Annotated in this window: 31 protein-coding genes; 10 read left to right on the top strand and 21 right to left on the bottom strand. The window is 72.2% G+C overall.

The window, feature by feature from the left end; translation table 11 throughout:
• Positions 1 to 6 precede the first annotated feature (6 nt).
• The 12 genes from ACFPCY_RS06390 to ACFPCY_RS06445 all read right to left on the bottom strand — a co-directional run bounded on the left by ACFPCY_RS06390 (position 7) and on the right by ACFPCY_RS06445 (position 11,571).
• Entirely contained in the window at positions 7 to 939 is a 933-nt protein-coding gene (locus ACFPCY_RS06390) for a hypothetical protein (protein ID WP_378252678.1), read from the bottom strand.
• The gene (locus ACFPCY_RS06395) at positions 939 to 1,715 is read right to left on the bottom strand and encodes a hypothetical protein (protein WP_378252679.1); all 777 of its coding nucleotides are present in this window, start codon (positions 1,713 to 1,715) and stop codon (positions 939 to 941) included. The genes ACFPCY_RS06390 and ACFPCY_RS06395 overlap by 1 nt, the downstream gene beginning before the upstream one ends.
• Positions 1,716 to 1,738: 23 nt before the next feature.
• Positions 1,739 to 2,536, bottom strand: a complete 798-nt coding sequence (locus tag ACFPCY_RS06400; protein ID WP_378252680.1) for a hypothetical protein — start codon at positions 2,534 to 2,536, stop codon at positions 1,739 to 1,741.
• A complete protein-coding gene (locus ACFPCY_RS06405; protein ID WP_378252681.1) occupies positions 2,536 to 3,345 on the bottom strand; it encodes a hypothetical protein in 810 nt (269 codons plus the stop codon). The genes ACFPCY_RS06400 and ACFPCY_RS06405 overlap by 1 nt, the downstream gene beginning before the upstream one ends.
• A complete protein-coding gene (locus tag ACFPCY_RS06410; RefSeq protein WP_378252682.1) occupies positions 3,342 to 3,782 on the bottom strand; it encodes a DUF4913 domain-containing protein in 441 nt (146 codons plus the stop codon). The genes ACFPCY_RS06405 and ACFPCY_RS06410 overlap by 4 nt, the downstream gene beginning before the upstream one ends.
• Before the next feature lie 82 nt (positions 3,783 to 3,864).
• Complete coding sequence (locus ACFPCY_RS06415) at positions 3,865 to 5,670, bottom strand: type IV secretory system conjugative DNA transfer family protein (RefSeq protein WP_378252684.1); 1,806 nt, start codon at positions 5,668 to 5,670, stop codon at positions 3,865 to 3,867.
• Positions 5,667 to 7,118, bottom strand: coding sequence for a hypothetical protein (locus ACFPCY_RS06420; RefSeq protein ID WP_378252685.1), 1,452 nt, complete (start codon positions 7,116 to 7,118; stop codon positions 5,667 to 5,669). Before ACFPCY_RS06420 ends, ACFPCY_RS06415 begins: the two co-directional genes overlap by 4 nt.
• Positions 7,119 to 7,130: 12 nt before the next feature.
• Positions 7,131 to 8,603 carry an SCO6880 family protein gene (locus ACFPCY_RS06425; RefSeq protein WP_378252686.1) on the bottom strand — a complete coding sequence of 491 codons (1,473 nt, stop codon included), beginning with the start codon at positions 8,601 to 8,603 and terminating at the stop codon, positions 7,131 to 7,133.
• Positions 8,593 to 10,044 (bottom strand): hypothetical protein, encoded by a 1,452-nt coding sequence (locus ACFPCY_RS06430; protein WP_378252687.1) that lies wholly within the window; start codon positions 10,042 to 10,044, stop codon positions 8,593 to 8,595. The genes ACFPCY_RS06425 and ACFPCY_RS06430 overlap by 11 nt, the downstream gene beginning before the upstream one ends.
• Entirely contained in the window at positions 10,041 to 10,712 is a 672-nt protein-coding gene (locus tag ACFPCY_RS06435; protein ID WP_378252688.1) for a DUF8175 domain-containg protein, read from the bottom strand. Before ACFPCY_RS06435 ends, ACFPCY_RS06430 begins: the two co-directional genes overlap by 4 nt.
• Positions 10,709 to 11,056, bottom strand: a complete 348-nt coding sequence (locus ACFPCY_RS06440; protein WP_378252689.1) for a hypothetical protein — start codon at positions 11,054 to 11,056, stop codon at positions 10,709 to 10,711. Before ACFPCY_RS06440 ends, ACFPCY_RS06435 begins: the two co-directional genes overlap by 4 nt.
• Positions 11,056 to 11,571, bottom strand: coding sequence for a hypothetical protein (locus ACFPCY_RS06445; RefSeq protein ID WP_378252690.1), 516 nt, complete (start codon positions 11,569 to 11,571; stop codon positions 11,056 to 11,058). The genes ACFPCY_RS06440 and ACFPCY_RS06445 overlap by 1 nt, the downstream gene beginning before the upstream one ends.
• Positions 11,572 to 11,751: 180 nt before the next feature.
• Between ACFPCY_RS06445 and ACFPCY_RS06450 the strand changes: the two genes are divergently transcribed.
• The 3 genes from ACFPCY_RS06450 to ACFPCY_RS06460 all read left to right on the top strand — a co-directional run bounded on the left by ACFPCY_RS06450 (position 11,752) and on the right by ACFPCY_RS06460 (position 13,499).
• Positions 11,752 to 12,060: a helix-turn-helix domain-containing protein gene (locus ACFPCY_RS06450; RefSeq protein ID WP_378252691.1), complete on the top strand. Its 309-nt coding sequence runs from the start codon at positions 11,752 to 11,754 to the stop codon at positions 12,058 to 12,060.
• 63 nt (positions 12,061 to 12,123) lie between these two features.
• The gene (locus ACFPCY_RS06455; RefSeq protein ID WP_378252692.1) at positions 12,124 to 13,050 is read left to right on the top strand and encodes a C40 family peptidase; all 927 of its coding nucleotides are present in this window, start codon (positions 12,124 to 12,126) and stop codon (positions 13,048 to 13,050) included.
• An 11-nt stretch (positions 13,051 to 13,061) separates the two neighbouring features.
• Positions 13,062 to 13,499 (top strand): hypothetical protein, encoded by a 438-nt coding sequence (locus ACFPCY_RS06460; protein WP_378252693.1) that lies wholly within the window; start codon positions 13,062 to 13,064, stop codon positions 13,497 to 13,499.
• 324 nt (positions 13,500 to 13,823) lie between these two features.
• Here the strand turns inward: ACFPCY_RS06460 and ACFPCY_RS06465 are convergent, their stop codons facing one another.
• Positions 13,824 to 14,159, bottom strand: coding sequence for a hypothetical protein (locus ACFPCY_RS06465; RefSeq protein WP_378252694.1), 336 nt, complete (start codon positions 14,157 to 14,159; stop codon positions 13,824 to 13,826).
• 119 nt (positions 14,160 to 14,278) lie between these two features.
• Here ACFPCY_RS06465 and ligA point away from each other — a divergent pair, with 119 nt between their 5' ends.
• The 3 genes from ligA to ACFPCY_RS06480 all read left to right on the top strand — a co-directional run bounded on the left by ligA (position 14,279) and on the right by ACFPCY_RS06480 (position 18,282).
• On the top strand, positions 14,279 to 16,270 hold the full coding sequence (gene ligA, locus ACFPCY_RS06470; RefSeq protein WP_378252695.1) for an NAD-dependent DNA ligase LigA: 1,992 nt from the start codon (positions 14,279 to 14,281) through the stop codon (positions 16,268 to 16,270).
• A gap of 69 nt (positions 16,271 to 16,339) precedes the next feature.
• Entirely contained in the window at positions 16,340 to 17,215 is an 876-nt protein-coding gene (locus ACFPCY_RS06475; RefSeq protein WP_378252696.1) for an SDR family oxidoreductase, read from the top strand.
• Positions 17,212 to 18,282, top strand: a complete 1,071-nt coding sequence (locus ACFPCY_RS06480) for a DNA topoisomerase IB (protein ID WP_378252697.1) — start codon at positions 17,212 to 17,214, stop codon at positions 18,280 to 18,282. The genes ACFPCY_RS06475 and ACFPCY_RS06480 overlap by 4 nt, the downstream gene beginning before the upstream one ends.
• On the opposite strand, the gene ACFPCY_RS06485 is transcribed toward ACFPCY_RS06480, so the two are convergent.
• From ACFPCY_RS06485 to ACFPCY_RS06495, 3 genes are read right to left on the bottom strand one after another with little or no spacing between them, the layout of a single operon-like run.
• Complete coding sequence (locus ACFPCY_RS06485) at positions 18,248 to 19,015, bottom strand: metallophosphoesterase family protein (RefSeq protein ID WP_378252698.1); 768 nt, start codon at positions 19,013 to 19,015, stop codon at positions 18,248 to 18,250. The genes ACFPCY_RS06480 and ACFPCY_RS06485 overlap by 35 nt on opposite strands.
• The gene (locus ACFPCY_RS06490; protein WP_378252699.1) at positions 19,012 to 19,257 is read right to left on the bottom strand and encodes a BON domain-containing protein; all 246 of its coding nucleotides are present in this window, start codon (positions 19,255 to 19,257) and stop codon (positions 19,012 to 19,014) included. The genes ACFPCY_RS06485 and ACFPCY_RS06490 overlap by 4 nt, the downstream gene beginning before the upstream one ends.
• On the bottom strand, positions 19,254 to 19,829 hold the full coding sequence (locus tag ACFPCY_RS06495) for a hypothetical protein (protein WP_378252700.1): 576 nt from the start codon (positions 19,827 to 19,829) through the stop codon (positions 19,254 to 19,256). The genes ACFPCY_RS06490 and ACFPCY_RS06495 overlap by 4 nt, the downstream gene beginning before the upstream one ends.
• A gap of 243 nt (positions 19,830 to 20,072) precedes the next feature.
• Between ACFPCY_RS06495 and ACFPCY_RS06500 the strand changes: the two genes are divergently transcribed.
• Positions 20,073 to 21,182: a hypothetical protein gene (locus ACFPCY_RS06500; RefSeq protein ID WP_378252701.1), complete on the top strand. Its 1,110-nt coding sequence runs from the start codon at positions 20,073 to 20,075 to the stop codon at positions 21,180 to 21,182.
• A gap of 146 nt (positions 21,183 to 21,328) precedes the next feature.
• Here the strand turns inward: ACFPCY_RS06500 and ACFPCY_RS06505 are convergent, their stop codons facing one another.
• Positions 21,329 to 21,526 carry a hypothetical protein gene (locus ACFPCY_RS06505; RefSeq protein WP_378252702.1) on the bottom strand — a complete coding sequence of 66 codons (198 nt, stop codon included), beginning with the start codon at positions 21,524 to 21,526 and terminating at the stop codon, positions 21,329 to 21,331.
• A gap of 138 nt (positions 21,527 to 21,664) precedes the next feature.
• Here ACFPCY_RS06505 and ACFPCY_RS06510 point away from each other — a divergent pair, with 138 nt between their 5' ends.
• A complete protein-coding gene (locus tag ACFPCY_RS06510) occupies positions 21,665 to 22,123 on the top strand; it encodes a MarR family winged helix-turn-helix transcriptional regulator (RefSeq protein ID WP_378252703.1) in 459 nt (152 codons plus the stop codon).
• Between the two features lie 44 nt (positions 22,124 to 22,167).
• Here the strand turns inward: ACFPCY_RS06510 and ACFPCY_RS06515 are convergent, their stop codons facing one another.
• The 3 genes from ACFPCY_RS06515 to ACFPCY_RS06525 all read right to left on the bottom strand — a co-directional run bounded on the left by ACFPCY_RS06515 (position 22,168) and on the right by ACFPCY_RS06525 (position 24,726).
• Positions 22,168 to 22,923 (bottom strand): GAF and ANTAR domain-containing protein, encoded by a 756-nt coding sequence (locus ACFPCY_RS06515; protein WP_378252704.1) that lies wholly within the window; start codon positions 22,921 to 22,923, stop codon positions 22,168 to 22,170.
• Entirely contained in the window at positions 22,913 to 23,926 is a 1,014-nt protein-coding gene (locus tag ACFPCY_RS06520; protein ID WP_378252705.1) for a GAF and ANTAR domain-containing protein, read from the bottom strand. The genes ACFPCY_RS06515 and ACFPCY_RS06520 overlap by 11 nt, the downstream gene beginning before the upstream one ends.
• A gap of 269 nt (positions 23,927 to 24,195) precedes the next feature.
• Positions 24,196 to 24,726, bottom strand: coding sequence for a MarR family winged helix-turn-helix transcriptional regulator (locus ACFPCY_RS06525; RefSeq protein WP_378252706.1), 531 nt, complete (start codon positions 24,724 to 24,726; stop codon positions 24,196 to 24,198).
• 86 nt (positions 24,727 to 24,812) lie between these two features.
• Here ACFPCY_RS06525 and ACFPCY_RS06530 point away from each other — a divergent pair, with 86 nt between their 5' ends.
• Positions 24,813 to 24,977 (top strand): hypothetical protein, encoded by a 165-nt coding sequence (locus tag ACFPCY_RS06530; protein WP_378252707.1) that lies wholly within the window; start codon positions 24,813 to 24,815, stop codon positions 24,975 to 24,977.
• Here the strand turns inward: ACFPCY_RS06530 and ACFPCY_RS06535 are convergent.
• Positions 24,974 to 25,408: a tautomerase family protein gene (locus ACFPCY_RS06535; RefSeq protein WP_378252708.1), complete on the bottom strand. Its 435-nt coding sequence runs from the start codon at positions 25,406 to 25,408 to the stop codon at positions 24,974 to 24,976. The genes ACFPCY_RS06530 and ACFPCY_RS06535 overlap by 4 nt on opposite strands.
• A gap of 82 nt (positions 25,409 to 25,490) precedes the next feature.
• On the opposite strand from ACFPCY_RS06535, the gene ACFPCY_RS06540 reads away from it, so the two are divergent.
• Positions 25,491 to 26,000: a winged helix-turn-helix transcriptional regulator gene (locus tag ACFPCY_RS06540; protein WP_378252709.1), complete on the top strand. Its 510-nt coding sequence runs from the start codon at positions 25,491 to 25,493 to the stop codon at positions 25,998 to 26,000.
• The last annotated feature ends 1 nt before the right edge of the window (position 26,001 follow it).

Here is a 26,001-nt window from a genome sequence, read left to right on the forward strand (position 1 = left end):
TCCTTGTCACGGGTGCAGATTGGGGCGCGGCCGGGCGCCCAGCGGCGACGAAGGCCGAGGCGTTGGCTGGCCGGGTGGCGTGACGCCGAGTTCGGGGCTGGTTCCGTCGGCGGCGGCGAGGTAGGCCGGATGCTCACCGGCGCCTGCGGCATGAGCCGGATGCTCACCGGCGCCTGCGGCATGAGCCGGATGCTCGCCGGCGCCTGCGGCATGGGCTGGATGCTCGCTGGCGGCTGCGAGGCGAGCAGAGTGCTCGCCGGTGGTTGGCGGCGGGCTGGAGCCCACCTGGCGAAGCACGGCTTCGATGCGAGGGGAGAGCAGGACTCGCAGTCGATGCGTCGAGGAGGTGCCTGACCAAAGGCGAAGTTCCCCGTACAGGTCCTGCAGGTCGCGGACGTGTTCCGGACGTGGAGCCCGGTTCTGCTCGGCCGCCGCTCGCACTTGGACGGAGGTCGCGATGATGGCGCGTTCGGCGTCGAACGGGGAGCGGATCAGGCCGTTGCTCGTCCTGACCGGACGGAAGTCCATGCCGGGCCGCAGCTCGTCCTCGCTGTAGCCGCCCGCGTGGGTGACGCCGGCGAAACGGACCCGGTAGACGGGTTCGCCCGACGAGTTGATGATTCCGGTGATGAGACCGCGGCGGGGAAGGTCGGCTTCGCGGGCCTGCTCGGCGGCCTTGCCCACCAGCTCGACGGAGGAGTCGAGCTCGAACTTCGGGACGCCGGTGCGTTCGGCGGCGAACGTCAGTTGTGCGGCCTCCATGGCCTTGGTGAAGCTCACGCCGTGCAGCCAGCAGTAATGCATCAGGTCGGTGAGCATGTCGCTGATCAGGGCTTGCCCCGGGATCCGGCTTTCGGGCTGATTGGCGAGCTGTCGTTGGTAGGCCTCCACCAGCTGTTGGGCGGAGTTCGCGGAATCGCGGTTGTCGCTGGGTGGCATCAGCGGCTCCTTCTAGCGGGTGCGTCCGGGGCGGCTCGACGAAGCGATGCTTTGAAGGGGCGGATGGCGTCTTCGATGCGCGAGGTGAGGACGGCTTCGATGCGTCCGGCGCTGATGCCGGTCCACTGGGCCAGGCCGACCGCGAGGCAGGCGTGGTTGACCAGGTCCTGCGGGGTGGGCCTATCGCCTTGGTCGCGGGCGAGGCGGATGTGCGCGGCTGCGCGCACGAAGGCGGCCTCGGCGCGGGCGGCGCCGAGGACCGGACCATGGGTGGTCGACACGATCGGGAACGGGTCGGCGGCGCACAGGTGATCGGCCTGGACGCGGAACTGGCGAGCGGGCACGCCGGGGAAGACGACCGTGCACTCGGGTGCTTCGCCGGGATGGAGCGCGCTGACGTAGCCGGGTGAGGCGGGGAGTTCGACGTCCGGTACGCCCGGACGGACGCGTACCTCGCTGCCGATCTGCCAGCCGTCCTCCGAGGGAGCGGTTTCGGGGTATCGGCGTGAGGGACGGGAGTGGGTCAGCCGGGCGTGGCTCGACGGGTAGAAGTCGATGCGGTGATGCTCGGCGTAGGCGGCGAGGTCGCCGATCAAGCTGCTGATCCGGGCGGCGGCGAGCGTCTTGTCGTCGCGGTAGGAGCCCGAGCCCGGCAGATCGATGACGTCCTGCTCGTAGGTGTCCAGGAGGATCTCGGCGCTTTCGACGGCGTCGGGGCTGCTTCGTGGGGCGGACCTCGGGAAGGTGGGCAGGCTTCGCTGTGGCGGGTCGAACATGTATGGCTCCAGCGGAGAAGAGTTCAGAGCCGGGGGCTCTGGTGAGGCGACGGTGGCTGAGGGGGCGCAGACGCTCCGGCCGGAGGTGCAGGCGCGGACGTGGGCGACCAGAAGACGGAGGTGGGAAGGTCGCTGGCGGCCAGCTGGGCGGCGTTCATCGGGCTGGCGGACAGGTCCGCTGCGGCTCGGACGATCGGGCGTTGGAGCGATTCGCGGAGCCGAGCCGTCGACACTCCCGCCCAGTCGGATATCGCGGCGCCGAGGAGCGCTTCGTCGATCAGCTCTCGCGGGCCGGCGTTGCCGTAGAGACGGCGCGCGCTGGCGATGACGAACCGTCGCATCGCCTCGGACGGACGAGTGACTTCGGCGTCCTCAAGCGAGACGCCGGGAAACGGCTTGGTGGCGCGCACGTTCGTGCCCTGCATGCGGACCGGCGCGGGAACTCCGGGGAACGCCACCGTGCATTCGAGTGATCCGTCGGCTGCATGGTGGATCGCGGCCACGTACCCACGCGTAGGCGGAAGACAGCCTGAGCGGGGGATGGCTTTGACCGCGTCGTCCACCTCCCAGCCGAGAACGTGCGGAACCGCGAACTGGGAAGGGTCGGGAGAGGTGCGCGGGCGAGCCAGCGCGGCGATCTGCCCCGGATCGAGGCGGATCTGGTGCAGGTCGGCATAGGAGGCCAGGTCGCTCAGCAAGGTGTTGATGAGCGTGCGAGCGACGGCCGGGTCTGCTCGGTAGGAACTGGTCCCGGCTGGTAGCGCGAACTGCCTCTCGTAGGCGTCCAGGGCGGCCTGACTGCGGCGGATGGCGTCGCTCATCACTTGCCTCCCGTGCGGCGGGACGAGGCTGCTCGTTTCGCGGACTTGGGCCGTCCGGAGGAGGCGCGTTTGGTGGCTGACTTGGTGGTTGTGGGCTTGGCCGGCGCGGCGTCCGGCGGGGGCTCCGGCGGGGTGTCGTGGGCTGCGAGCTGCGCCGAGGTCTCTTGCGTGTGTGCGCTGAGGGCCGCAGGCAACTGCTCGAACGGCCACAGCTTCTCTGCGGGGATTCCCGTCCAGGTGGCCAGGGCTTCGGCCAGGCGAGCCTGGTCGGCCAAGTCGGCGGGAGCAGGGGATTCGCCGATCCGGCTGGTGGTGTGGATGCGCGCCGCGATGAGCAGGTACTGCTGGTCAGCGGCGAGCGCGCTGGACAGCGTCCCGTCCGACACCTCTACTTCGCCGAACGGAGCCGCCTCCATCAAGGCCGAGGCGGGAAGGTCACGCTCTCGCGGCTCGGCGCCAGGGAAGGTGATCTCGTAGCGGTGCTCGCCGTCCGGTCCCAGTCGGACTGCCGTGACGTAGCCGGGAGTCCGGGGCGTGGTCTGGTCGTAGCCGCCGCGGAGCCGCACCTCTGCGCCGAGGTCGAACGTCGGACGCGGCACCGCGGGCGAGGCGGAGCGGTTCTCGGCGGCTTCCAGCAACCGGGTGGTGTCCACGGCCAGGCGGTGCTCAAGGGCGAAGAGCGCGAGGTCACGCACCAGGAACCGGACGACCGCTGCGGCGATCTCGGGGTTCTCTCGGTAGGACGACTGTGACGAGCTGACGTAGATGTCGAGCGCGGCTTCGGCTCGCGCGATCGAACGGCCCTTCATGCGTCCGCCCGCTCGTCGAGCTGCGGTTCGGGCGCGTCCCACCAGCGCAGCGGCGGGGGCTCCAGGCGGGCGAGGTGGGGTTCGAGGTGCTCGTCCTCGGTGCACTGGTAGAAGGGGCCGCGGGCGCCGAGCAGGATGGGCAGCTGCGGGTCGAGGTAGTCGCGGTACCACAGGCCCATGCCGGTCGCGCCCTGGAGGCGGGATGCCTCCCAGGACTGCCACAGCGCGTTCAGGCGGGAGATCGCCTCGGCGTGCCGCCACCATTGGGCGCACCACCGGAACTCCCCGCCGAGCGTGCGGCGGTACATCGGGACGAAGTACTGGGTGACCCAGGAGGTCACCGACGAGTAGTACGGCTTGGAGACGCGCTCCAGGGCGCGGGCGGGATCTACGCTGGCGGCGGCGTTCGGCGCCGCTGAGCGCTCAGTGTCGGACACGGCAGGTACTCCAGGGTCGGAACGTTCATGGGACGTGGTCCTTTCGTGCGGTCGGACGGGAACGTGCTGGTGAACCGGGCGATCAGTCGTCGGACGGGGAGCTCGGCTCCTTGCGGTGGTAGTGGCGGGCGGCTTCGGTGATGGCGAGGTCGGCGTCCTTGATCGCGGCGTCGATGCGGGTGGCGTAGGCGCCGCGGTACCAAGGGAGGAGTTTGATCAGCGCTGGGCGGGTGCCGGTCGCGAGCAGCAGTGCGGTTCCGGCGGGAAGCGCTCGGATGTCGGCCGCTTCCAAGATCTCCTGGCGGCGCAGGGAGATCTGCTCGGAGGCGCGTCCCTCGCTGTAGGTGATGGATCGGACCGGGACGTCGTGTTGGCCGATGAGGGTGGCGAGGTCGCGGGCGAGCCGGGGTGAGTCGATCCCGGCGCCGATGAGCTTGCGCGTCGCCGCACCCCAGAGTGCGGCCATGCCGGGTTCGCCCCAGACGGTGACGCCCTGCTCGTAGGACTGCAGGATCGTGACGGGGATGATTCCGCGCGAACCGAGGTGGGAGTAGAGCTGGGGCAGGTCGGCGATGCGGCAGATGTTGGCCGCCTCGTCCAGCACTACGACCATCGGAGGGTCGAGCCGTCCGCCGGACTGCTCGGCGCGGCGTTCGGCGGCGCGCATCGTGGTGTCGGTGAGCGCGGCGATCAGCGGGGCGGCGGCGCTGAGCGACTTCGACAGAAGGTAGAGGGTGTCGCGGGAGGCGGCGAACGCGTCCGGGACGAACACCGGAAGTTCGTCCTGTGGGGTGACCCAGGCGAGGATCTCCTGGTCGCGCAGGCATTTGGCGGCGGTGCGGGCGGTCTGGTAGATGCCGTCGCGGGTCTCGACCGCGCCGTTCTGGGTGCCCTTCAGTGAGGACGCCATCAGGTTGAAGCCGGCCTGCTGGAGCAGCTCGATGGGGGTGGGGACGGCGGGCTCGTCCAGCCATTGGGCGATGTGGTGCATCGAGCGGCCCGATGTCGCGGCGGCCAGAAGCAGCGCGCACAGCAGGTCTTGCGCGGCTGGCCCCCAGAGGTCTTTCTTCTGTCCGTCGTCGACAGTGAGGACGAAGTGCCCGGCGAGGCGGTGCGCGTCCTCCACGGTGGTGAGGTCCGCGAGCGGGTTCCACCACCACTCCTGAGCCTGGTAGGTGATGCGCTGCGGATCGAAGAGCCAGATCTTTCCGCCGGACTTGCCGGCGCGGACGGTCGCGATCGCCGACCACAGATCGGCCTTGTTGCTGGTCGCGACGACCGCGCCGGGCGCCGACAGCACGTGCGGGATGGACTGGGTGGTCGTCTTGCCGGAACGCGGCGCCATGAACGCGACGACAGTGTCTTCCCACGAGGTGAAGAGCGTGGCTCCCGAGCCGCCGGGCTTGAGGATGTCGCCCATCACCAGGCCGATGTCGTCCCGCGATAGGTCGGCAGTCGGACGGCCGGTCAGCGAGCGCCGCAGGGCGACAGCGCGTGATGCGGTCGCGTCCGGGGTGAGGCTGGTGATGTCGGCGCGTTCGGTCAGCGCGGCGACCGGATCGCCGGGAGGCGTGAGCTGGCTCGCGATGCGCTGCCAGATGTTCCAGACGGCAGTCCAGATCAGTCCCGTGAGCAGCGCGACGAGCACGAGGACCAGCGCGGTCGGTGTCCCTGGCCACATGCGGGACGTGTCGTGATGCGCGAGCGCGAGTGCGAAGTCAGTGCCGAACGGCATCACCTGTCCGCCGACCATCGCGGCGGCGATGCGAGCGGCGGCCCACAGCACCCACAGGCATCCGATAGGCAGCCAGCAGGCGATCAGGACCATCCAGCCGCCGGCCGCGTGGGAAGCCCAGACGGAGGCGCGTGGTCCCAGTGCCCGGGTCATGCGGCGCCGCCTCGGATGGCCTGGTCGGTGTCGTAGAGGTCGAACTCGGGGCCGACCAGGGAGAGCTCGACGGGGATGCCGAGGCGTTCGCCGGTCTTGATGAGGTACTTGCCGCGTCCGGGGTGGCGGGCGCCGGGCTGCCAGGAGTCAGGCGCAGACCAGGAGCCGACCAGGTGCTGTTCGGGCCCGGTGAGCGGCGTGACCTGGTGGACGCGGGCCAGCTCGCGCGGCGGGAGGCCGGCGAGGACGGTGATGGCGGCCCGTTCGACGAAGCCGCGGGCCTTGGCGCGGTCCTCCTCGGTGGCCAGGGCGTCGAGGTCGGCGAGGGAGTGGGTGATCATGATGGACGCCATGCCCTTGGCGCGGTTCAGGCGGGTGAGGGCGTCGGCGTGCTCGACCAGGCCGGGCGCTCCGCGCAGGGCCCGCCAGAGTTCGTCCATCACGCCCAGGTGGGTGCGGCGCGGGGCCTGGTCGAGGTCGGAGAGCGCGGCGCTGGCGTCCACCATGCCGAAGGCGTACGCCCAGGTGCACAGCATCGCGGCGGTGAGCAGCTTGTCTCCGGCGGCCCGGACGCGCGAGATGTCCACGCTGATCGCGGGGGCGTTCAGGTCGAGGGGGCGGGTGGTGGGGGCGTCGAAGACTCCGGCGAGTGAGCCGGTGAGCAGAAGGTCGAGGGTGAACGCCAGCTCGCGCGTCTGCTTCCGGTAGGAGGCGAGCGAGTCGGTGCGGGTCACGGCGCGCAATTCGTCCGGTCCCTGTTCGAGGATGCGCAGGACGTCCGGGATCGTCGGCTCACTGTCGAGACGGTCGTCGAGCAGGTCGAGGGCGCGGCCGAGCACGACCTCCTCGGCGTTGGTGATGCGGGCTTCGCGAACCAGGGTCGCCAGTGCGAGGAGCAGTGACAGGCGGCGGGAGCGGACTTCCCAGCGCAGCGAGTCGGATTGGGAGCCGGCTATTGCTGCCAGGGGGCCGGCGTCGAGGGGGTTGATGCGGTCGAGGCCGCGTCCGATGCGGATGACCTGGCCGCCGAGGTGGTCGACCAGCATCGTGTAGTCGGGTTTGGTGTCGCCGAGGACGATCGGGGTGGTGCCGGTCGCGACCGCTCCGGTGATGAGCCGCTTCACCAAGGTGGACTTGCCGGTGCCGGGCTGTCCGAGGACGAACATGCCGGGGTTGGTGACCAGCCCGGCGCGCAGCCAGGCGAGGGGGTCGCAGCACACGACCTCGCCCCACAGCTGGTGCCGTCCGATCGGCGTGCCGATGGTCGGCGTCCCGGACCCGGCGGTGAACGGGTACAGGCCGCAGACCTGGCTGGTGGTGGCCTGGAACTCGGGCGCGGCTTCGACGTGCGCGGCGCGTCCGGCGTGCCGGTGCCGCCAGCCCCAGGGCGGAGCCAGGGGTTCGGCCATTGCTGCGGTTTCGGCGTCGGTCGGTGCATCTGCCAGCACGGGGGCTCCTTCCTAGTGCGGGAGGCGGCGGGTGAGGTCGGCGGGGTGGATCCCGCAGGGCAGGGTGGTGGCGAACGCGGCGGCTTGGCTGCCCCACAGGCGGCGAAGGCGGATCTTGGCCGTGTCGGCTGCGGACTCCACGTGGGCGACCGCGCGGGGGAGCAGTTCGGGATCGGTGACGGTGACGGCGGCGTACATGGAGACCAGGCAGACGCCTGCGCCGGCGGCTTCCTCGGCGGCGGCCTGGCGGGCTCGGGCGGCGTCGATGCTGTCGCGGGCGGTTTCGTCGCGTCCGGTGCGGCGGCGGAACTGGGCGCGGAAGGAGGCGGCGTTGACCTCCTGCTGGACGAGGCGGCTCGCGGCGGCGGCCGGGAGCGCGCGGTACTGCAGCGTGATGCGCTTGGGGAAGGGGCCGGGCGCGACCAGCCCGGCGAGGATGTCGGACCGGACGTTCTGGCGGGGCGGTTCGTGCCATCCCCAGCAGACCGAGACGCCGCCGTCGTGCTCGTAGTGGTCGGTGTGCTCGCGGGCGAAGAGCGGCCCGGCGTCGCCCCAGCCCAGGACGTCGGGGGAGCCGTAGGAGAGGAGCCGGTTGACCTCGCCGCGGCTGTGCGGGTCGAATGCGATCCGGACCGTCCCGGCGAGTTCGGCGGCGGTGGCGCGGCCCAGCACGGAGACTCCGCAGTTGCCGAGCCGAGACGCGAGCCCGTCCAAGAGCCGACTGAGTTCGGCGACGGCTTCGGGGAGCGAGCGCGGCTTGGTCGGCGAGGCGTTCGGATCGAAGGTGATCGACACGCGGGTGTCGACGTCTGCGGCGGCGGCTGGGGCGGTGCGTACGAGCTCGTCCAGAATGGCGCGTGCCGATTGCGGAGCTTCCGGGAGCAGCGACCGGGATACCGCGTCGGCCAACGTCGAGCCGGGCTCGGGAGCGGTGTCGACGGTGACGCTGACCCACCGCACCTGCGGGAGATGACCGAGCGCCGCCAGCCATCCGCCCCACGAGGCGACCCAGGTGTCGCCGTCCGCGCGGTCGGCGAGCCAGGTCGAGGCGGGAACCACGCGGAGTGTCGCGGTGAGCAGGCCGGTGCGGCGGTCCCAGACGATTCCGTAGCTTCCGGTGCGTCCGTCCTCGGCGCTGAGCAGCGTCAGCGGAGCCAGGACACCGGGAAGCTGGAAGGCGCGCGGATGGTCCACCACGATGCCGGCGCGGTAACGCGTGCGGCCTCGCCAGGCGGCCCACCACCAGCGCGTGCGCGCCAGGACGAGCCGTCCGACCGGGATGCCACCGATGCGGATCAGGCAGAGGCCGCCCGCCAGAACCGCGGGGAGCGCGACGTACGGGAGGACGGTCGGCTTCATAGCGGCGAGCACGACGAGCACGAGGGCGGCGGCGAGGGCGCCGAACGTCGCGGTGGTGTCGAGGCCGAGCAGCCCGATGCCGTGACGGCGTCGCCAGCCGCCGTAGGTGCGGATCTCAGGCTCCACCTGCGCCACCTCCCACACCGCCCGCGTCGGCGGCGCCGTACGGCGCGCCCGATGCGCCGCCGTCGCTTCCGGTTGGGTTGCCGAGCCAACGGATCATCTCCGGTCCGCGTTGCCGTTCCCGATCCGCCATCCGGACAGAAGCGGGACCGATCGGCTCGCCGCTCGGACTCGCCGCGCCCGAAGCCGTGTCCGCGCCTTGGGTCGTGCTTCCGGTCGGCGTTGCCGTCTCGGCCAGGTCGGGGCGTCCTGCTGGGGAGGAGGTCGAAGACGCGGGCCCGTGGCTACCCGTGCTGCTTGCGCTGCCTTCGGGGGCGGCTGATCCAGGGGTGTTGCTGAGTCCGGCATTGTGCTGGCCGGCGGGCGCGCCTTGGCCGGAGGTGTGCTGATCGCCGAGTTGCTGGGAAAGCAGGCTCGCGTGTTCGCTCGCCGAGCTACCGCTTGAGCCGCCGCCGGCCATCCCCGGGGCCCAGCCGTAGCCGCGCAGTGCGCCGATCGCGGTCAGGCCACCCATGACGCTGTTCATGACACCGCCGCCGGTGCCGGAGGAGACGTTGTCGGTCGTCCAGGTGAAGAACCGGAGCAGCACCGGGAAGGCGATCAGGCTGAGCAGCATCATCGCGAAGCCCGCGAGCAGGGTGTGCAGGTTCCTGCCGTTGCCGACGAAGGTGAACGCGGTGGCGTACACCGCCGCCGCGGCCGCCTTGTAGAAGATCAGCGCGAGCATCCATCCGGCGACCTTCTTGAACCAGGACTTGGTCGCGCCGGTCATCATCCCGGCCGCCGCCAGCGGCAGCAGGCCCGCCAGCAGCACGATCGCGGCCCCGCGCAGCAGCAGCAACAACGCCTGGACGATCCCGATGAACAGCGCGACGATCCCGAGGATCACCGCGAGCACCGCCGGAATCCCCTGCCCGGCGATCATCAGGTTGGTCATCCTGTTGGCGAACCCGCCCGACGCCGAGGCGTCCAGCACCCACGACACCCACTGGTCGCTCCACTGCAGGAGCCGGTTGGGCAGCAGGACCCCGAGGACGCTGACGACGGCGAGCACGGCCAGCCCGGTTCCGGCGTCGATGAGTGGCGTCGCACGGCGCAGCAACGCGAGTTTGGCGGCCACCACCAGCAGCGCGCCGACGGCCACCGCGATCGTGAGCGGCTGCATCAGCTGGTGCATCCGGGCGATGGCGGGCTCGGTCTCCAGGTTGGGCGACGGGGTCTGCACCCACCAGGCGGAGGTCTGGGAGATGAACCACTTCACCGCGGCGGTGACGGCCTTGGCGAGGCCGTCCAGGGCGTTGCCGCCGGCCTCGGCGGCCAGATCGGGCAGCGGCACCCCGAACGCGTGTCCGCCTGCGCCGTGGTGGTCGCCGGTCTGGGCGCACTGGGGGTCCAGGACGGTGCTGCACGGCGGGACCAGCGGCGCCGGCGCGAGGAGCATCATCGGCTGCTCCCTGCGGCGGGGAGACGCGTGTAGCCGTCCAGCGAGCCGACCGGCGTCGCAGACGCCTGCCAGCTCCCGCCGGGCGGCGCGACGACCCGCCAGTCGCCGTCCCGCCACTGGAGCTGGATGCGGGTGGCGGCGCGGACGACCTGGTCGCTGTCGCCGGGCCCGGCCGACACCACGTCCATGCTGGCGGTGTCGGGCGTGTAGCCCTGCCAGCGGAATCCCTCCAGCACGACATAGGCGTGGGGGGTATTCGGTGCGGGCGGCGCGGCGTTGATCGAGGCGAGCATCCCGACGGTGTCCGGCCCGACGAACTCGGTGTTCACGGTGGACGCGGCGGTCGCCAAACCCCAACGCGGATCGGACCGCACCGACAGGTGGATCGCCGCGAGCAGCGCCCCGAGCGGGCTGTGTCCGAAGCCTGCGACACGATCACCGCTGACGGCGTGCGGACCCTCGGACGCCGAGTACGGCATCCGCAAACCGTGGAAGTCGCGCCAGGTCAGACCGTCCAACGGAGTGACGGGGGAGGCCTGAAGCTGAACGATGGCGGAAGGCGGACGCGACGGCGGGGAGTTCTCGGTCCCGTGAGGCATCAGCGTCAGCGCGCCGAGGCCGAGCGTTGCGGCCGTAGCGGCGCTGATCAGCAGCGCGCGGCGGTTCATTTGAAGAACACCCCCACGATCGCCGAGGCGGTCGCGGCCAGGCTGAGCCCGCCCAGCACCCACGGGATGCCGGTCGCGCCATCGGCGGCGAAGGTGGACCGGTTCTTGCGACCGATCGCCATCTGCCCGGCGCAGATGAACAGGCCGGCGACGCCGCAGACGAGCACCGCCCACTTCCCCCAGCTGAGCAGGGTGCTCACCTTCTCGTCCAAGCCGGGCGGGGCGGACGGCGGCGGGTCGGGGACCTGGACACCGGAGCCGTCCCCGTTCCCGTGACCGGGCGGGTTGGGCAGCGCCCCGACCCAGCGGGCGAACTGCGGCAGATGAGCGAAGACCAGAGACATCAAGGCCTCCTCGCGGTGGGAAGGGTGGCGCCGACCGGCGCACCGGCCAGGAGGCGGATCTGGTCCAGCGCTCTTCGCACTTTGGCCGGAACGGGGACCAGCGCCGGATCGGTGGTCAGCCGCAGTGTCGGCATGAACGGCACTCGCACGACGCCGGCGACCCGCGCGGCCAGCAGCCGGAACCGCGCGGTGGCGTCCCGCGGTTCGCCGAAGCCGTCGGCGACGATCGCCAGGACCCGGACCGGCTGGCCGATGCGATCCAGGAAGTACTGCGCCGAGACGGCCCGGCGGGAGCCGCCCACGGTGTTCCGCGTGACCAGCACCATCGGGGCTTGGGCGGAGTCGGGTGCGTGGTCGGTGGTGCCCAGGTCGTCGGCTCCGCCGAGCAGGACGGCCAGTGTCGAGGTGCCTGCTCCGCCGTGCGCTCCGATCAGGCGCAGGTTGCCCGGACTGAGCGCGTGCGGGGCTGGTGGGTGGGTGGCGGTGAGGTTGAGTTCGAGTCGTCCGAGCTGCATCCGGAGACCTCCGGTTGGCTTCTCAGGGTTGCGATGCGGCTACCGTACGTGGCAATCTTTTAGAGCGCAAGTAGCGTCAAAGAAGTTCAACGAGCCTCAACGCATCGAAGAGCGTGCTTCCGCCGCACCGCATCCGCGAGAATGAAGGGCCAGACCATGACCGCGACCCCAGGAGCCGACATGGCAGACCGAACCGGCGCCGACACCGGTGGCGACACCGGCCGTGACCCGGACGTGCTGACCACCGCCGAACTCGCCGCCAAGCTCGGCCTGTCCGCGCAGACCGTCCGCCGGATGGCGCACGCCGGACAGATCCCCGCGCTCAAGACCGGCAAGGACTTCCGCTACTCCTGGGAAGCAGTCCGCGAGGTGCTGCGGCAGCCCCACCACCAACCGGGGACCGCCGATGATCCAGCCACCGAACCGTCCAAGGGCGCGGGCTACCGCGCCCAGCGCCGCGCCCGCACCGGAGCCACCACCGACGACTGACCCGCCCCCGGCCCCGGCGCGGCCGCGATGCTGAAACTCGCCGCCGCAGCCGGAGCCGCCCTCTTGGCCCTCCTGCTGGTCCTGCTCGCCCCGAACGCCTCGTCCAGCAGCCCCAGCCCGGACGTGGCGGGCGCACCGACCGCGTTCGCCCGCCGCGACATCCCACCCGACTACCTGCGCTGGTACCTGGACGCGGCGCAGACCTGCCCCGGGTTGTCCTGGGCGGTGCTGGCCGGCATCGGCAAGACCGAATCCGACCACGGCCGCTCCACCCAACCCGGCGTCCACTCCGGCCAGAACTACGCCGGAGCCGGCGGCCCGATGCAGTTCCTCGCCGCGACCTTCGCCGCCTACGCGGTGGACGGCGACAACGACGGACGCGCCGACCGCTACGACCCCGCCGACGCGATCTACACCGCCGCCCGCTACCTGTGCGCCAACGGCGCCGGCCAAGGCGGCGACCACCTGCGCGCCGCGATCTACGCCTACAACCACAGCGACACCTACGTTGCCGGCGTTCTCGCGCTGGCCGCCAAGTACGCCGCGCCCACCGCCTCCACCCGCGGCCAAACCGCCGTCCGCGCCGCCCTCCGCTGGCTCGGCACGCCCTACGCCTGGGGCGGCGGCAACGCCTCCGGCCCCACCCGCGGCAGCGCCCAAGGCGCCGACACCATCGGCTTCGACTGCTCAGGCCTGACCCTCTACGCCTGGGCCCAAGCCGGCATCCACCTGGACCGCATCGCCGCCGACCAGTACCACGACGGCCCGCACGTCCCCCGCGACCAGCTCGCCCCCGGCGACCTGCTGTTCTTCGCCCACGACCCGAACAACCCGGCGTCCATCCACCACGTCGCCCTCTACCTCGGCAACGGCCGCATGATCCACGCGCCCCAGACCGGCGACGTCGTCCGCATCTCCACCTTCACCGGCGACCCCTACCGCGAACGCGAATACACCGGAGCCGTCCGCCCCGGCGCCCCCACGCCCTGACCGGAGGCCGCATGCCCCAAAGCCACCCACGTCCCGACCCCGTCCCCTACCGACGCCACCCCCACCTACACGGCGACCCCGACACCCACCTCGCCCCACGCCGAACCCACACCGCCACCCGCCGCCCCGCCAAGAAGCCACCCTGCGGCCCGCTTCGCGCCTTTAGCTTCGGCGGCGGCTGGCAATCAGTCGCCGCCCTCGTCCTGGCCGCGCGCGGCGACCTGGACTTCGACACCTTCCTGTTCGCCAACGTCGGCGACGACAGCGAGAACCCCGCCACGCTCACCTACCTGCGCCGCCACGCCATCCCCTACGCCCAGGCCCACAACCTGACCATCCGCGAACTGCACCGCATCCGCCGCGACGGCAGCACCGAAACCCTCTACGGCCGCCTCGTTCGTGAAGGTTCCCGCTCCATCCCGATCCCCGTCCGGATGAGGCGTTCGTAGGGTTCGGCGTGGCGGGTGACAGCCCCCCTGGGGAGGACAGAGGATTAGCCTTCCGCTCGTCTTTCAGGGGTCTGCGCCGACGCTGCTTTTAGGTTCTCGTTCGCTCGCCGCGACTTGGGCTGCGCGAGGGGGCAGGGACGCGGGCGAGCGCGATTACCGTGTGTAGCCGGGGAACGGGTGGTGCAGGACTGCATCGGACGCCATGAGGAAGATGCGGCGGGCGCCTACTAGCGGATTCGCTAGCGGATGATCTTTCCAGGGTGGGTCGTGGTCGGGGCTGTGGGGCGGTTCGGTGGGCTTCGAATGCTGGTCTTGCGTGCGGGCTCAGCCGAGCTTCGGGGTGGCGCGCTCGATGAGCGGAGCGAGGTCGAGGCCGGGCGGGAGAGTGCCGAAGACGCCTCCCCAGTCGCCGCCGAGCCGACTCGCGCAGAAGGCATCGGCGACAGCCGGGTGGCCGTACCTGACCAGCAACGATGCCTGCAGGACGAGGGCCAGGCGCTCGGCGACGCGGCGGGCGCGGAACTCGATCGTGGCGGTGTCGGCGAAGCTTTCCTTGGCTTCCTTGACGGCGGCGTCGAGGCGCGGATCGGTGCCACGGGCAAGCTCGACGCCGCCGAAGACCGCTTCCAGCGTCTGCGGCTCGCGTAGGGTCGCACGCAAGAGATCGAGTGCCGCGACGTTGCCGGAGCCCTCCCCACGCCCCGCCTGCCTTGCCCGCCCGCCGACCGCCGCCGAGCGCGGGCGGCGGGGTTGTCGGTGGGATCGCGTTTAATCGTGGGGTGGACGTCGAAAAGCGCATCGCGGAGCTGACCGCCGAGGTCAGGCGGCTGAACGACCTGTACTACGGAACCGGCGACAGCCCCCTGCCGGACGCCGACTACGACGCTCTGAAGGACGAGCTGGCCGCGCTCGTCGCCGAGCATCCGGAGCTCGAACCCGCCGACAGCCCGCTCGGGAAGGTCAACGCGCCGGCGGAGCTGACCGGGCCGACCGTCCGGCACGCGCGCCCGATGCTCTCGCTGGCCAAGGCGACCGACGAGGACCAGATCCGCGCGTTCTGCGAGCGGTTCGGCGGCCAGGTCTTCCGCGTGTCGGAGAAGCTCGACGGGTTGTCGCTGAGCGTCGTCTACGTCGACGGGGAACTCGACTATGTCGCGACGCGCGGCACCGGGACGGTCGGCGAACTGGTGACCGAGAAGGTCCGGCACGTGATCCCGGGCCTGCCGACCGGGATCTCCGAGCCCGGACGCGTCGAGGTGCGCGGCGAGGCCGTGATGCTGAGATCGGTGTGGGCCGCCTACAACGAGGCGCATCCGGAGCGGACGCTGACCAACCCCCGCTCGGGCGCCGCCGGAACGCTCGTGCTGAAGGACCCGGAGGCGGCGGCGAAGGCGAAGCGGCTCCTGCGGTTCTACGCCTTCGGCGCCGACCGCGACGGCGTGGCGATGGACATCCCGGCCGGGTTCGAGCCCGTCGCCCAGTACGTCGGCACGAGCGTCGAGGACGTCATGGACGCGATCCACGAGATCGGCGCGCGCCGCGACGGCCTGGACTACGACATCGACGGCGCGGTCGTCCGGCTTCACGAGCCCGCGGCCTTCGCCGCGGCGGGCTTCAACAGCGCCGAGCCGCGCGGGGCGATCGCGTTCAAGTACCCGCCCGAGGAGAAGCTGACGACGCTGCTGTCGGTGGAGTGGCCGGTCGGCAAGATCGGCCGCGTCCCGCCGCGCGCGAAGGTCGCGCCGGTGTTCGTCGGCGGCGTCACGGTGGAGAACATCACCCTGCACAACCCGCGCCTGATCCGCGAGCGCGACCTGCGGATCGGCGACACGGTGGCGGTCGTCCGGCGCGGCGACGTGATCCCGTTCGCGGGCCGCTCGCTGCCCGAGCGGCGCGACGGCACCGAGGTCGAGATCGTCCCGCCGGCGCACTGCCCGTCCTGCGGGTCGGAGCTGGAGGTGCGCGGCGCGGGGGAGGAGCGCTGGTGCGTGAACCTCCAGTGCCCGGCGCAGGCGACGCGGCGGCTGATGCACTGGGCCTCGCGCCCGGCGGCCGACATGGAGGGCGTCGGCGACGTCTGGATCGAGAAGCTCGCCGAGGACGGCGTGCTCAGGCGGCGCAGCGACTTCTACGACCTGACGGCGGAGCAGCTGCTCGGCTACGAGCGGATGGGCGAGGTCAGCGCCCGGAACATGGTCGAGTCGATCGCGTCGTCCAAGGGGATGGGGCTGCGGCGGGCGCTGATCGGGCTGGCGATCCCGATGGCGTCCGAGGGCACGGCCAAGCGCCTGTGCCTGGCGGGCTACGAGCGCGTCGAGGACGTCGCGGACGCCACCGTCGAGGACCTGGTCGCCATCCGCGACATCGGCCCGAAGGTCGCCGAGAGCGTCGTGGCGTTCTTCGCCCGCGCGGACGTCCGGGAGGAGATCGCGGCGCTGCGCGAGCGCGGCGTGAACCTCGACGTGCTCGACGAGGACCGCCCGGTCGACGCCGCGGTCGCGGGCGACTCGCCGCTCAAGGGCAGGTCGGTGGTGATCACCGGCGCGTTCGTCGATCCGCGCTCCGGCGCCAAGATCAGCCGTCCGGACGTCACACGCCTGGTGGAGCGGGCCACGGCGACCGCCGCCTCCTCGGTCTCGGCTAACACCGACTATCTGCTGGCGGGGGACAATGTCGGCGCGGCCAAGACCGCCAAAGCGGAGAAGCTCGGCGTCACGGTCGTTCCCCAGGACGAGCTGTGGCGCTGGCTCGCCGAGGCCGGCGTGATCTGATCATCCCGGCTCGCACCGGTTTGCTCCCGTCCTCTCGGGGCAGGCGCCTCCTGACACGAGGGGGACGTGATGAACGAGGAGAAGAGGGGCGAACGGCCGGCCGACCCGCCGGCGCAGAGCCAGCGGTATCCGGGGCGCACGGGCGACATGACGCCCGAGCCCCGGGACGAGATGCGCGACTACACCGGCAGCGGCCTGCTGGACGGGCGGCGCGCGCTGATCACCGGCGGCGACTCCGGGATCGGCCGCGCGGTGGCGGTGGCGTTCGCCAAGGAGGGCGCCGACGTCGCGATCACCTACCTGGAGGAGGACGGCGACGCCCGGCACACCGCGAAGCTGGTCGAGGCCGAGGGGCGGCGCTGCGTCACGCTCGGCGGCGACCTGGCCGAGGAGCGGCACGCCCGCGAGGTCGTCCAGCACGCGGTGCGCGATCTCGGCGGGCTGGACGTGCTGGTGCTGCACCACGGCACGCAGAAGCCGGTCGACGACGTCCGCGAGATCGACACCGCGCAGCTGCGCCGCACCTTCGACGTCAACGTGCTGTCGCTGTTCTGGACCGTCCAGGAGGCGCTGGACCACCTGGGGGCCGGCTCGTCGATCGTGATCACCGGTTCGATCAACGGGCTGCGCGGCAACAAGACGCTCATCGACTACGCCGCCAGCAAGGGCGCCGCGATGGTGCTGGCCCAGTCGCTCGCGCAGTCGCTGATGGACAAGGAGATCCGGGTGAACTGCGTGGCGCCCGGCCCGGTCTGGACGCCGCTGATCCCGGCGACGATGCCGGACGAGCGCGTCGAGAGCTTCGGCAAGCAGGCGCCGATGGGGCGGGCCGCCGACCCGGACGAGGTCGCCCCGTCGTATGTGTTCTTCGCGGCGAACCGGCTGTCGTCCTACTACACGGGGCAGACCCTGGTCCCGGCGGGAGGCGAGATCCATCCAGGATGACCGACACGAAGGAACCGCTCCGCGGGGAGCCCTCCTGCGTTGAGCTGACCCGCAGCGACCCGTCCGCGCCGGGGCTGGCGCGGCGGCGCTGCGGGCGCGGCTGGCGCTACCTCGGGCCGGACGGCCGTCCGCTCGCGGACCCGGACGAGGTCGCCCGGATCAAGGCGCTGGTCATCCCGCCCGCCTGGACCGACGTGTGGATCTGCCCCGATCCGTCCGGGCACATCCAGGCCGTCGGCGTGGACGCGGCGGGCCGCCGCCAGTACCTCTACCACTCCACCTGGCGGGAGCAGCGCGACCGCGAGAAGCACGACCGCGTGCTGGACCTGGCCGAGTGCCTGCCCGCCGTCCGCGAGCGGGTGGGCGCCGACCTCGCCCGGCGCGGGTTCCCCCGCGAGCGCGTCCTGGCCGCCGGGCTGCGCCTGATCGACCTCGGCTTCTTCCGGATCGGCGGCGAGGAGTACGCCGCCGAGAACGGCACCTACGGCGTGGCGACCGTGCTGCGCGAGCACGTCACCTGCCGCCGCGACGAGATCGTCTTCGAGTACCCGGCGAAGGGCTCCAAGGAGCGGCACCAGTCGATCGCCGAGGAGGCCGTCCGCAAGGTGGTGACCGGGCTGAAGCGCCGCCGCGACGACGGCCCCGAGCTGCTCGCCTACCGCACCCCGGACGGCTGGCACGACGTCACCACGACCGACGTCAACGAGTACGTGCGCGAGGTGACCGGCGGCGACTTCTCCGCCAAGGACTTCCGCACCTGGCAGGCCACCGTCCTGGCGGCGGTCGGCCTCGCCGTCTCCACCGCCGCGGCGGGCACCGAGGCGCGGCGCAAGATGGCCGTCAGCCGGGTCGTCAAGGAGGTCGCCAGCTACCTGGGCAACACGCCCGCCGTCGCCCGCGCCTCCTACATCGACCCCCGCGTCATCGAGCTGTACGAGCGCGGGAAGACCATCAGTCCCGCGCTGACCGAACTCGGGGTGGACACCGAGACGGGCGAGCTGGCGACGCAGGGGCCGGTCGAGGAGGCCGTGCTCAAGCTCCTCCGAGAAGCTCAGGCTGGCCGCTGAGGGCGCCGCCCTCGCGCTCGGCGGGATCGAGGCAGTACACCGCGTACGCCTGCTGGATCACCGGCAGCGCCACGTTCCGGACGCGCGTCCCGCCGGGCGTGAGGCCCTTCTCGGTGCCGTGGTGCGCGTGCCCGTGGACGGCGAGGTCGGCGTGCGCGCAGTCGATCGCCTCGGCGAGCAGGTAGCTGCCGAGGAACGGGTAGATCTCCAGCGGCTCGCCCGCCAGCGTGCCCGCGACCGGCGAGTAGTGCGTCAGCGCCACCAGCACGTCGGAGTCCAGGCCGAGCAGCGCCGACCCGAACCGGTCGGCGAAGTCGCGGGTGTGCCGGACGAACGCCTTCATCTCCGGCTCGCCGAAGTCGGACGCCGTGCCTCCGGGGAAGCCGCCGCCGAACCCCTTCCCGCCCGCGATCCCGAGCCGGACGCCGGAGCAGTCGACGATCGTTCCCGTCCCCTCCAGGACGGTGATCCCGGCGTCGCGCAGGATCCGGGTGATCTCGTCCTCGGCGTCGGAGTGGTAGTCGTGGTTGCCGAGCACGGCGACCACCGGCACGTCCGCGTGGGACAGCTCGGCGGCGGCGACCTCGCCCTCCTCGGCCGTCCCGTGCCGGGTCAGGTCCCCGGCGACCAGCAGGACGTCGGCGTGCTCGGACAGCCCGGCGAGGCGCGGCCCGTAGCTCCCGGCGACCTCCGGCCCGACGTGGATGTCCCCGACGGCGGCGATGCGGATCATGGCAGCGTCTCCTCCCCGTCCGGGGCCCGGACCGGGACCACGGACACCTCGTTGCGGATCTCGCGGCCCTCGGCGGCGGTCCGCGCGGCCTCCTCCAGCTCGCGCCGCCGCTCCTCCGACACGACCTCGCCGCGCAGGTAGACGGTCTGGTCCCGGACGTCCACCTGCACGCCCAGCTCGTGCGCGCGCGCCGCGAGCCGCTCGGTGATGCGGGCCTCCAGGTAGTCGGGTTGCTCGGTCACAGGAATCCCCCCTCGATCACGCCCAGCCGGGCGAGCAGGGTCAGGAACGCGTAGGCGTACGGCGAGCCGGCGGTGCGGCGGCCGACCTCCGGCCAGTCCACCTGCTCGCGCAGCGCCCGGCACACGTGCAGGTAGCCGCTGAAGTCGCAGGCCGTCTCGGAGAACGCGTGCAGCCGCATGGCCACCAGGTCGGTCGCCGCGAGGACGGGCATCCGCACCGCCGCCACGGTCAGCTCGTCCGCCCGGGCGAGCAGCGCGCCGTCCACCGGCATCTCGGCGGGCGCGTAGATCAGGTCGATCAGCTGCTCGCCGTCGTACACCTTGGCCAGCCAGTTCTCCGGCGCCTCGTGGTACCGCATCCCGGCCTTGACCAAAGCTTTCACCGCGTTCTCGACCTCGTCCTCGGGCAGCACGAAGTCGACGTCGTGGATCGACACCGCCGCGCCCCGCGCGTAGGCGGCGAAACCGCCCGCGAGGGCGAAGCGCACCTGCGCCTCCTGCATCACCGACGCGGCCTTCTTGAGGCTGAGCAGCAGCCCCTCGGCGGCCGATCCGGAACTGCCCGTGTCCACGTCCCCCCATGCGTTCCTCTGGTTACGTTGCGGTCGCGGGGTCCGGTACCCGCAGAACGCCGTCCTACTCGGCACGAATCTCCGCCGGCCGCGGCGTCCTGCTCGGCACGAACCTCCGCCGATCGCGGTGTCCTGCTTGGCACGAACCCCCGCCGGTCGCGGCGTCCCGATCCGCCGAGGTAAGGGGCGTGTAACCGTCCCGCCTATCTCAGGGTGAGCATCCTTGAGACAGGAGAATTCCCCGTGCCCGAGCACACGCGTCACGCCTGGACCGCCCGAGTACGGCGGCAGCTGACGGCGACCGCGGCCGCCGCCGGGATCGCCGTCGCGGCGGTCGTCGCCGCGGGGCCCGCGCAGGCGGCCGTCCCGCAGTACAAGCTCACTCTCAGCCCCACCGTCAACACCCAGTACACCGCGATCAACAACAACGGCGACATCATCGGAGAAGGCCCACGAGCGGGGACGGGCACCACCGCGCCCTTCCTGCTGACGACCAGGTCGAGCACTCCGCTGCCGCTCGACGTCCCGGCGAACCAGACCGGCTCGGCGTTCGCCACGGCCGAGGCCCTCAACAACGCCGACACCGTGGTCGGCGAGTCCGACAACGGGAACTTCACCGCGCTGAAGTGGCCGGACAGCAGCACCCCGACGAACCTCCAGGCGACGCTGCCCGGCCTGTCGAGCCGGTTCTTCCAGACGCAGGCCACCGACATCAACGACAACGGCCTCATCGTCGGCTTCGGCGAGGGCCCCGGGACCCGCGGCGACACCACGATCGGGTTCACGATCCAGGGCAGCACGGTCACGCTGCTGCCGGAGCTGCCCAACGGCGGCGTGGACAGCCATCCGATCGCGGTCAACGCGGCCGGCACCACGATCGTCGGCGACGCCGACGACAGGACCCGATCGGGTGTGCCCGTGGAGTGGGTGAACGGCGCGATCAAGGAGCTGCCGTTCCTGCCGGGCAGCACGACCATCGCCAAGGCGCTGGGCGTCAACAACGCCGGTCAGGCCGTCGGCGCCGACACGCTGGAGTCCGACCTCGACGCGCACGCGGTGCTCTGGTCCAACGGGACGGTCACCGATCTCCATTTCGGCGCGGGCGGCGACGCGCAGGCCAAGTCGATCAACACGGCCGGGGTCGTCGTCGGGGACGGCGGCGTCGCCGAGGGCGGCGGCCACGCGTTCATCTACAGGAACGGCGTCGCGACCGACCTGAACACCCTCATCCCGGCCGGATCCGGCGTCACCCTGGACACCGCGTCGAGCATCAACGACCACGGCGTGATCGTCGGCACCGCCCTCAACGCCCGCGGCCTGACGCTCGGCTTCAAGCTGACGCCCGTCCAGTAGGCGCCCACGCTCCGGAGAGCACGCCATCACGGAGATGTTCCGGAGAACACGCCATCACGGAAAACACGCGCGGCCCTCATCCCCCAAGGAGGGCCGCGCGTTCCGCGTGCCCGGCGCCGGTGTCCCGTCCCGTCGCCGGGGAGGGGTCACGTGCCGAGGATGGCGAAGAGGATGCCGCCGACCACGTGCGCCAGGACGGTCAGCACGCCCACGGCGATGAACAGGTTCTTCGCCGTCGGATGGTCGAACTGGGACCCCGGCTCGGACCGCTGGGCGGAGCGGTCCAGGGCCCGCTGCTCCATCTCGTCCAGCGACGGAAAGAAGGACGATCGTCGGATGGCCATCGGTTCTCCTCCACGCGTACGGACGGCGAGCCGGACCCCGCGCCGGGCGGAGCCGCTTCCGTTGCCGCACCAAAAGTTGGTGCACAAATTATTGCGGTACCCTCTTTATATCCGACGAGCAGCCCGACTGGAGGACCCGTGGCCGGTGATCCGCCCGACGTTCCCGACCCGCTGGCGTTGGAGAACCAGGTGTGCTTCGCCCTGGTGGTGGCCTCGCGCACCGTCCTCGCGCACTACCGCCCGATCCTGGAGCCGATGGGCCTGACCCACCCGCAGTACCTGGTGATGCTGGCCCTCTGGGAGCACCGGCAGCTGTCGGTCAAGGAGCTCAGCAGGCTCCTCCAGCTCGATCCGGGGACGCTGTCACCCCTGCTCAAACGCCTGGAGGCGGCCGATCTCATCCGCCGCGAACGCGACGTCCGCGACGAGCGGCTGCTGGCCGTCACGGTCACGCCCGCCGGTCGGGCGCTCCGCGAGCGGGCCGAGGAGATCCCCGCCACGATCATGGAACGCCTCGGCATGAGCCTGGAGGAACTCCGGGACCTGCACCGCACCCTCACCCGCGTGATCGCCGCCGCGGGCGACCTCCCCGCCTGACGCGCGTCCGCGGCGGGGCAGGGCCGGGCCGGGAAGCCACGAGCTCAGGAGCGGTGGGCTCCGGAGCCGTTGGCGAGGGCGCGGACGTCGGGGGAGTCGTGGATGAGGGCGAGGGCGATGTCCGAGAGCTTGCGGTGGTGGCGTCCGGCGTAGGCGCGCATCTCGCCGGCGGCGTCGTCCACGGACAGGCCGCGGCGCTCGGCGAGGACGCCCTTGGCCTGCTCGATCAGGATCCGGCTGTGCACGGCGATGTGCAGTTCCCGGGTGAGGGTGCCGTCCTGGTGGGCGGCGTGGTGGCCGAGCAGCCCGATGGTGGCGTGGTCGGCGAGCGCCTGGCCGAGCCGCCGCTCGCCGGGCGGCAGGTCGCCGGTGTGGTGGGTGAACAGGTTGAGCGTGCCGAGGACGTCGTCGCGCAGCCGCAGCGGGAGCCCGTGGGCGGCGCTGTACCCGGCCTGGCGGGCGGCCGGGGCGAAGGCGGGCCAGCGCTTTCCGGCGGCGGTCAGGTCGGGCCCGGAGACGGGACGTCCGGTGGTGAAGGTGTCCAGGCAGGGGCCCTGGTCCTGCTGGAGCTGCAGCAGCTCCAGCATGCGGACCCGCTCGGTGGACGCGGCGACCAGCTGGAGCCGCCCGCGCCGGTTGGTGAGCAGGACCCCGGCCGCGGCGACGGTGAGCAGGTCCATGGCGTGGACGGTGAGCCGGGTGAGGTAGTCGATGATCTCGAAGTCGTCGACGAGGGTGTCGGCGAGGTCGACGAAGGCGCGGGTGAGGCGCTGCTCGCGGGTGATCTGCTCAGTCGCCATGGTCGTCCTTCCGTCCGGTCGCGGGAAAGCGGAGCTCGCGGCCCACGACCTCCAGCGCCACCCGGGAGAGCGGACGGCGGTGGGCGACGGCGTACCGGCGCAGGAGCGTCAGCGCCTCCATCAGCCCGACCCCCGACTGGACCGAGACCATTCCGGTGGCCTGGAAGATCTCGGCGCGGTCGGCGCCCAGGCCGTCGCCGTGCCACGGCAGCCCGACCTGCTCGCCGCCCGCGTCCCCGCCCGCGCTCCCGGCGTTGCCGCCGGTTCCTGCGCTCCCGGGGGTGCCCGGATGGACGTGCGCGAGGATCATGTCCAGGGCCAGTTCGGCGAGGGTGAGCGCGTCGGCGAGGCGGCCGTCGGCGAGCGGCCCCGGCTCCCGCCGGTAGAGCTGAAGGGTTCCGGCGGAGATCGCGCCGCTGCGCAGCGGGAAGGCGAACACCGCCCGCGCCCCCGCGGCCAGCGCGGCGGGCGTGTAGCCGGACCAGCGCAGATGCGCCTCCACGGCGCGCAGGTCCTTCGCCGTCACCGGGCCGCCGAGCTCCCACGCGTCGGTGCAGGGGCCCTCGCCGAAGGTGAGCTGGAGCTCGTCCAGCTGCCGCGACACCGGGTCGGTCGCATGGGCGAGGACGCGGTGCTCGGCGTCCGCTGCCACCCGGACCGCCGCCCCGGTGACGGCGAGGACCTCCACCGAGACCTCGCACAGGTCCGCCAGGGTGGCGGGTTCACTGCGCCGGACGGCCCGGGCGGCGATCAGCGCGGCGAGTTCGGCGCCGCGTCCGGCGCCCGCCGCGGACGAGGTGCCGGGGAGCATCGGCGCCGCGCCGTCCTCGCGCCCGGCCTCGATGATCCGCAGATCGGCGGTCGCCCGGTCGGCGGCGGCCGAACGGGCGTACTCGGCGACGGACAGGCCGGCCAGCTCGGCGGCCCGCTCGATGACCGCGACCTGCCGGGCCGTGACCGGCACCGCGATCAGGCGGTCGCGGCCGGGCTCGGCGGGAGGCATGGGCACCGGCTCGCAGCCGCGCCGTCCGGGGGTTCCGGGACGGGACGGGACGGCCCGTCCCGCGTCTGATCGATCCGCATGCCTCCGCCTTCGCGCGTGGGAGCGGGTGGCGACAGCCCGCCGGCGCGGCTGCTTCCCTCCCAACGTCCTGCGAAATTCGTTCCGTGGCAAGGGCGTGGGCTGCGCAATCGGGAGTTCCGCACCGGGGGAGGAGAGCTTCCACCTCGGTTTTCACATGCGCGTCAGGGGCCGCGCCCGGCAGCGTCCGGTCACACCCGGCGAGCGGATTCCGTACCGCGGGCGGGAGCGTGGTGCTCGGCACCGCGGGCGGAGGCGTGGTGCTCGACACCGCGGGCGGAGGCGTGGTGCTCGACGAGGCGGGTCAGGAGCCGGACGAGCTCGGCGCGCTCGGCGGGGGAGAGCGGGGCGCAGAGGTCGTCCTGGATCTGCGCGAGCACGTCGTCCAGGACGGCGAGACGGCGCGTCCCCTCGGGGGTGAGCGTGACGACGTTGCGCCTGCGGTCGGCGGGGTCGGGGGAGCGTTCGACGAGGCGCCGGTCGGCCAGCTCGTTCAGGGCGGCGACCACGTCGCTGCGGTCGATGCCGGTGCGGCGGCCCAGCTCGGCCTGGCTGGCGGGGCCGGACTCGGCGAGCGCGGCCAGCAGCCGGTAGTGGTGGCCGCGCGCGTCGGCGGCGGCGAACCGCTCGGTCACCAGGCGGTGGCCGTGCGCCGAGGCCTGGCCGATCAGCCAGCTCGGCGCGTTCCGCAGGCGCGGCGGCGTCTGCTCACCGGTCGTCATGCCCGGCAGCCTACCCACTCGTCGGCGGCGCCCACGATCATTGCTGGCCGGTGCTCCGACGCCGGCGTCGCCGGCGGATATCGGTGATGTCGGGAACGGCCGTACCGCGACGCCCCGGTCCCGAGCGGTGCCCGGTTCCGGTCGGCGTCGCGGTGCTCCCGCGCGACATCACCCGGTCGGTGCGGCCGATCGTCCAGCGTCTGGACGACGTCCGGCACCGGACGGGGTTCGGCCGCGGACCGGTCGCCTAGCCGTTGGCGACCAGGGCCACGATGTCCTCGGTCCGGACGATCTTCCCTCGCGCCCCCCAGTTGCCCTCGGGGATCTCGTTGATGTGCACCCAGGCGGTCGCGGCCTGCGTGAAGCGCTCCGGCTCGTCGTCGGCGTCCGCGAGGACGCGCGTGACCCGCTCCACGATGTCGCGCCGCTTGTCGTCGTTCATCGATCCGGCCGGGACGCCGACCCGCACGACGTACTTCGGCTTCTCGTCGGCGGGCAGCGGCCGTCCGCCCACGAACCACGCGTCGATCTCGTTGACCACCAGCCAGGAGATCGCCCTGGCCGTCTCGGTGTCGGGCGCGCCCTCGGCGAGCATCACCTCCGACACGAGGCGGCCCCCGATCTCGTCCCGGCGCTCCGGGGCGAGCGTGCCCCGGCGGACGAACAGCTCCACGAACGGCATGAGTCAGTCCTTTCATTGAACTCGCTGGTCCCGGAACCGTATAACGGGTGAGTTCAATGAATCAACCCTCTAGACTGGGGGCATGCAACGGACCAGCTTCGCGGCGATGCACTGCTCGATCGGGCAGTCCCTGGAACGGGTCGGCGAGTGGTGGACGCCGCTGATCGTGCGGGACGTCCACCTCGGGCTGCACCGGTTCGACGACATCGCCGAGAACCTCGGCATCTCCCGCAACCTGCTCACGCGTCGGCTGGAGGCGCTGGTCGCCGACGGCATCGTGGAGCGGCGGGCCTACCAGGAGCGTCCGCCGCGGTACGAGTACCACCTGACCCAGGCCGGACGCGAGCTCGTGCCGGTGCTGATGGCGCTGATGGCCTGGGGGGACAGATGGGCGACGCCGGAGGGCGGCCCGCCGGTCCGCCTCGTGCACGACGAGTGCGGGACGGAGTTCACGCCGCAGGTCACCTGCTCGACGTGCGGGGGAGTCGTGACCACCGCCAACGTGAGGTCGCTGCCCGGTCCGGGCGCAGCGTACGGCCCGGGCACCAAGGTGCTGGCCCGGCGCAGCGGCCTGGCGCCGCAGGAAGACTGAC

Origin of the sequence: Actinomadura gamaensis (genome assembly GCF_042652125.1) — a bacterium.
Lineage (GTDB): Bacteria > Actinomycetota > Actinomycetes > Streptosporangiales > Streptosporangiaceae > Spirillospora > Spirillospora gamaensis.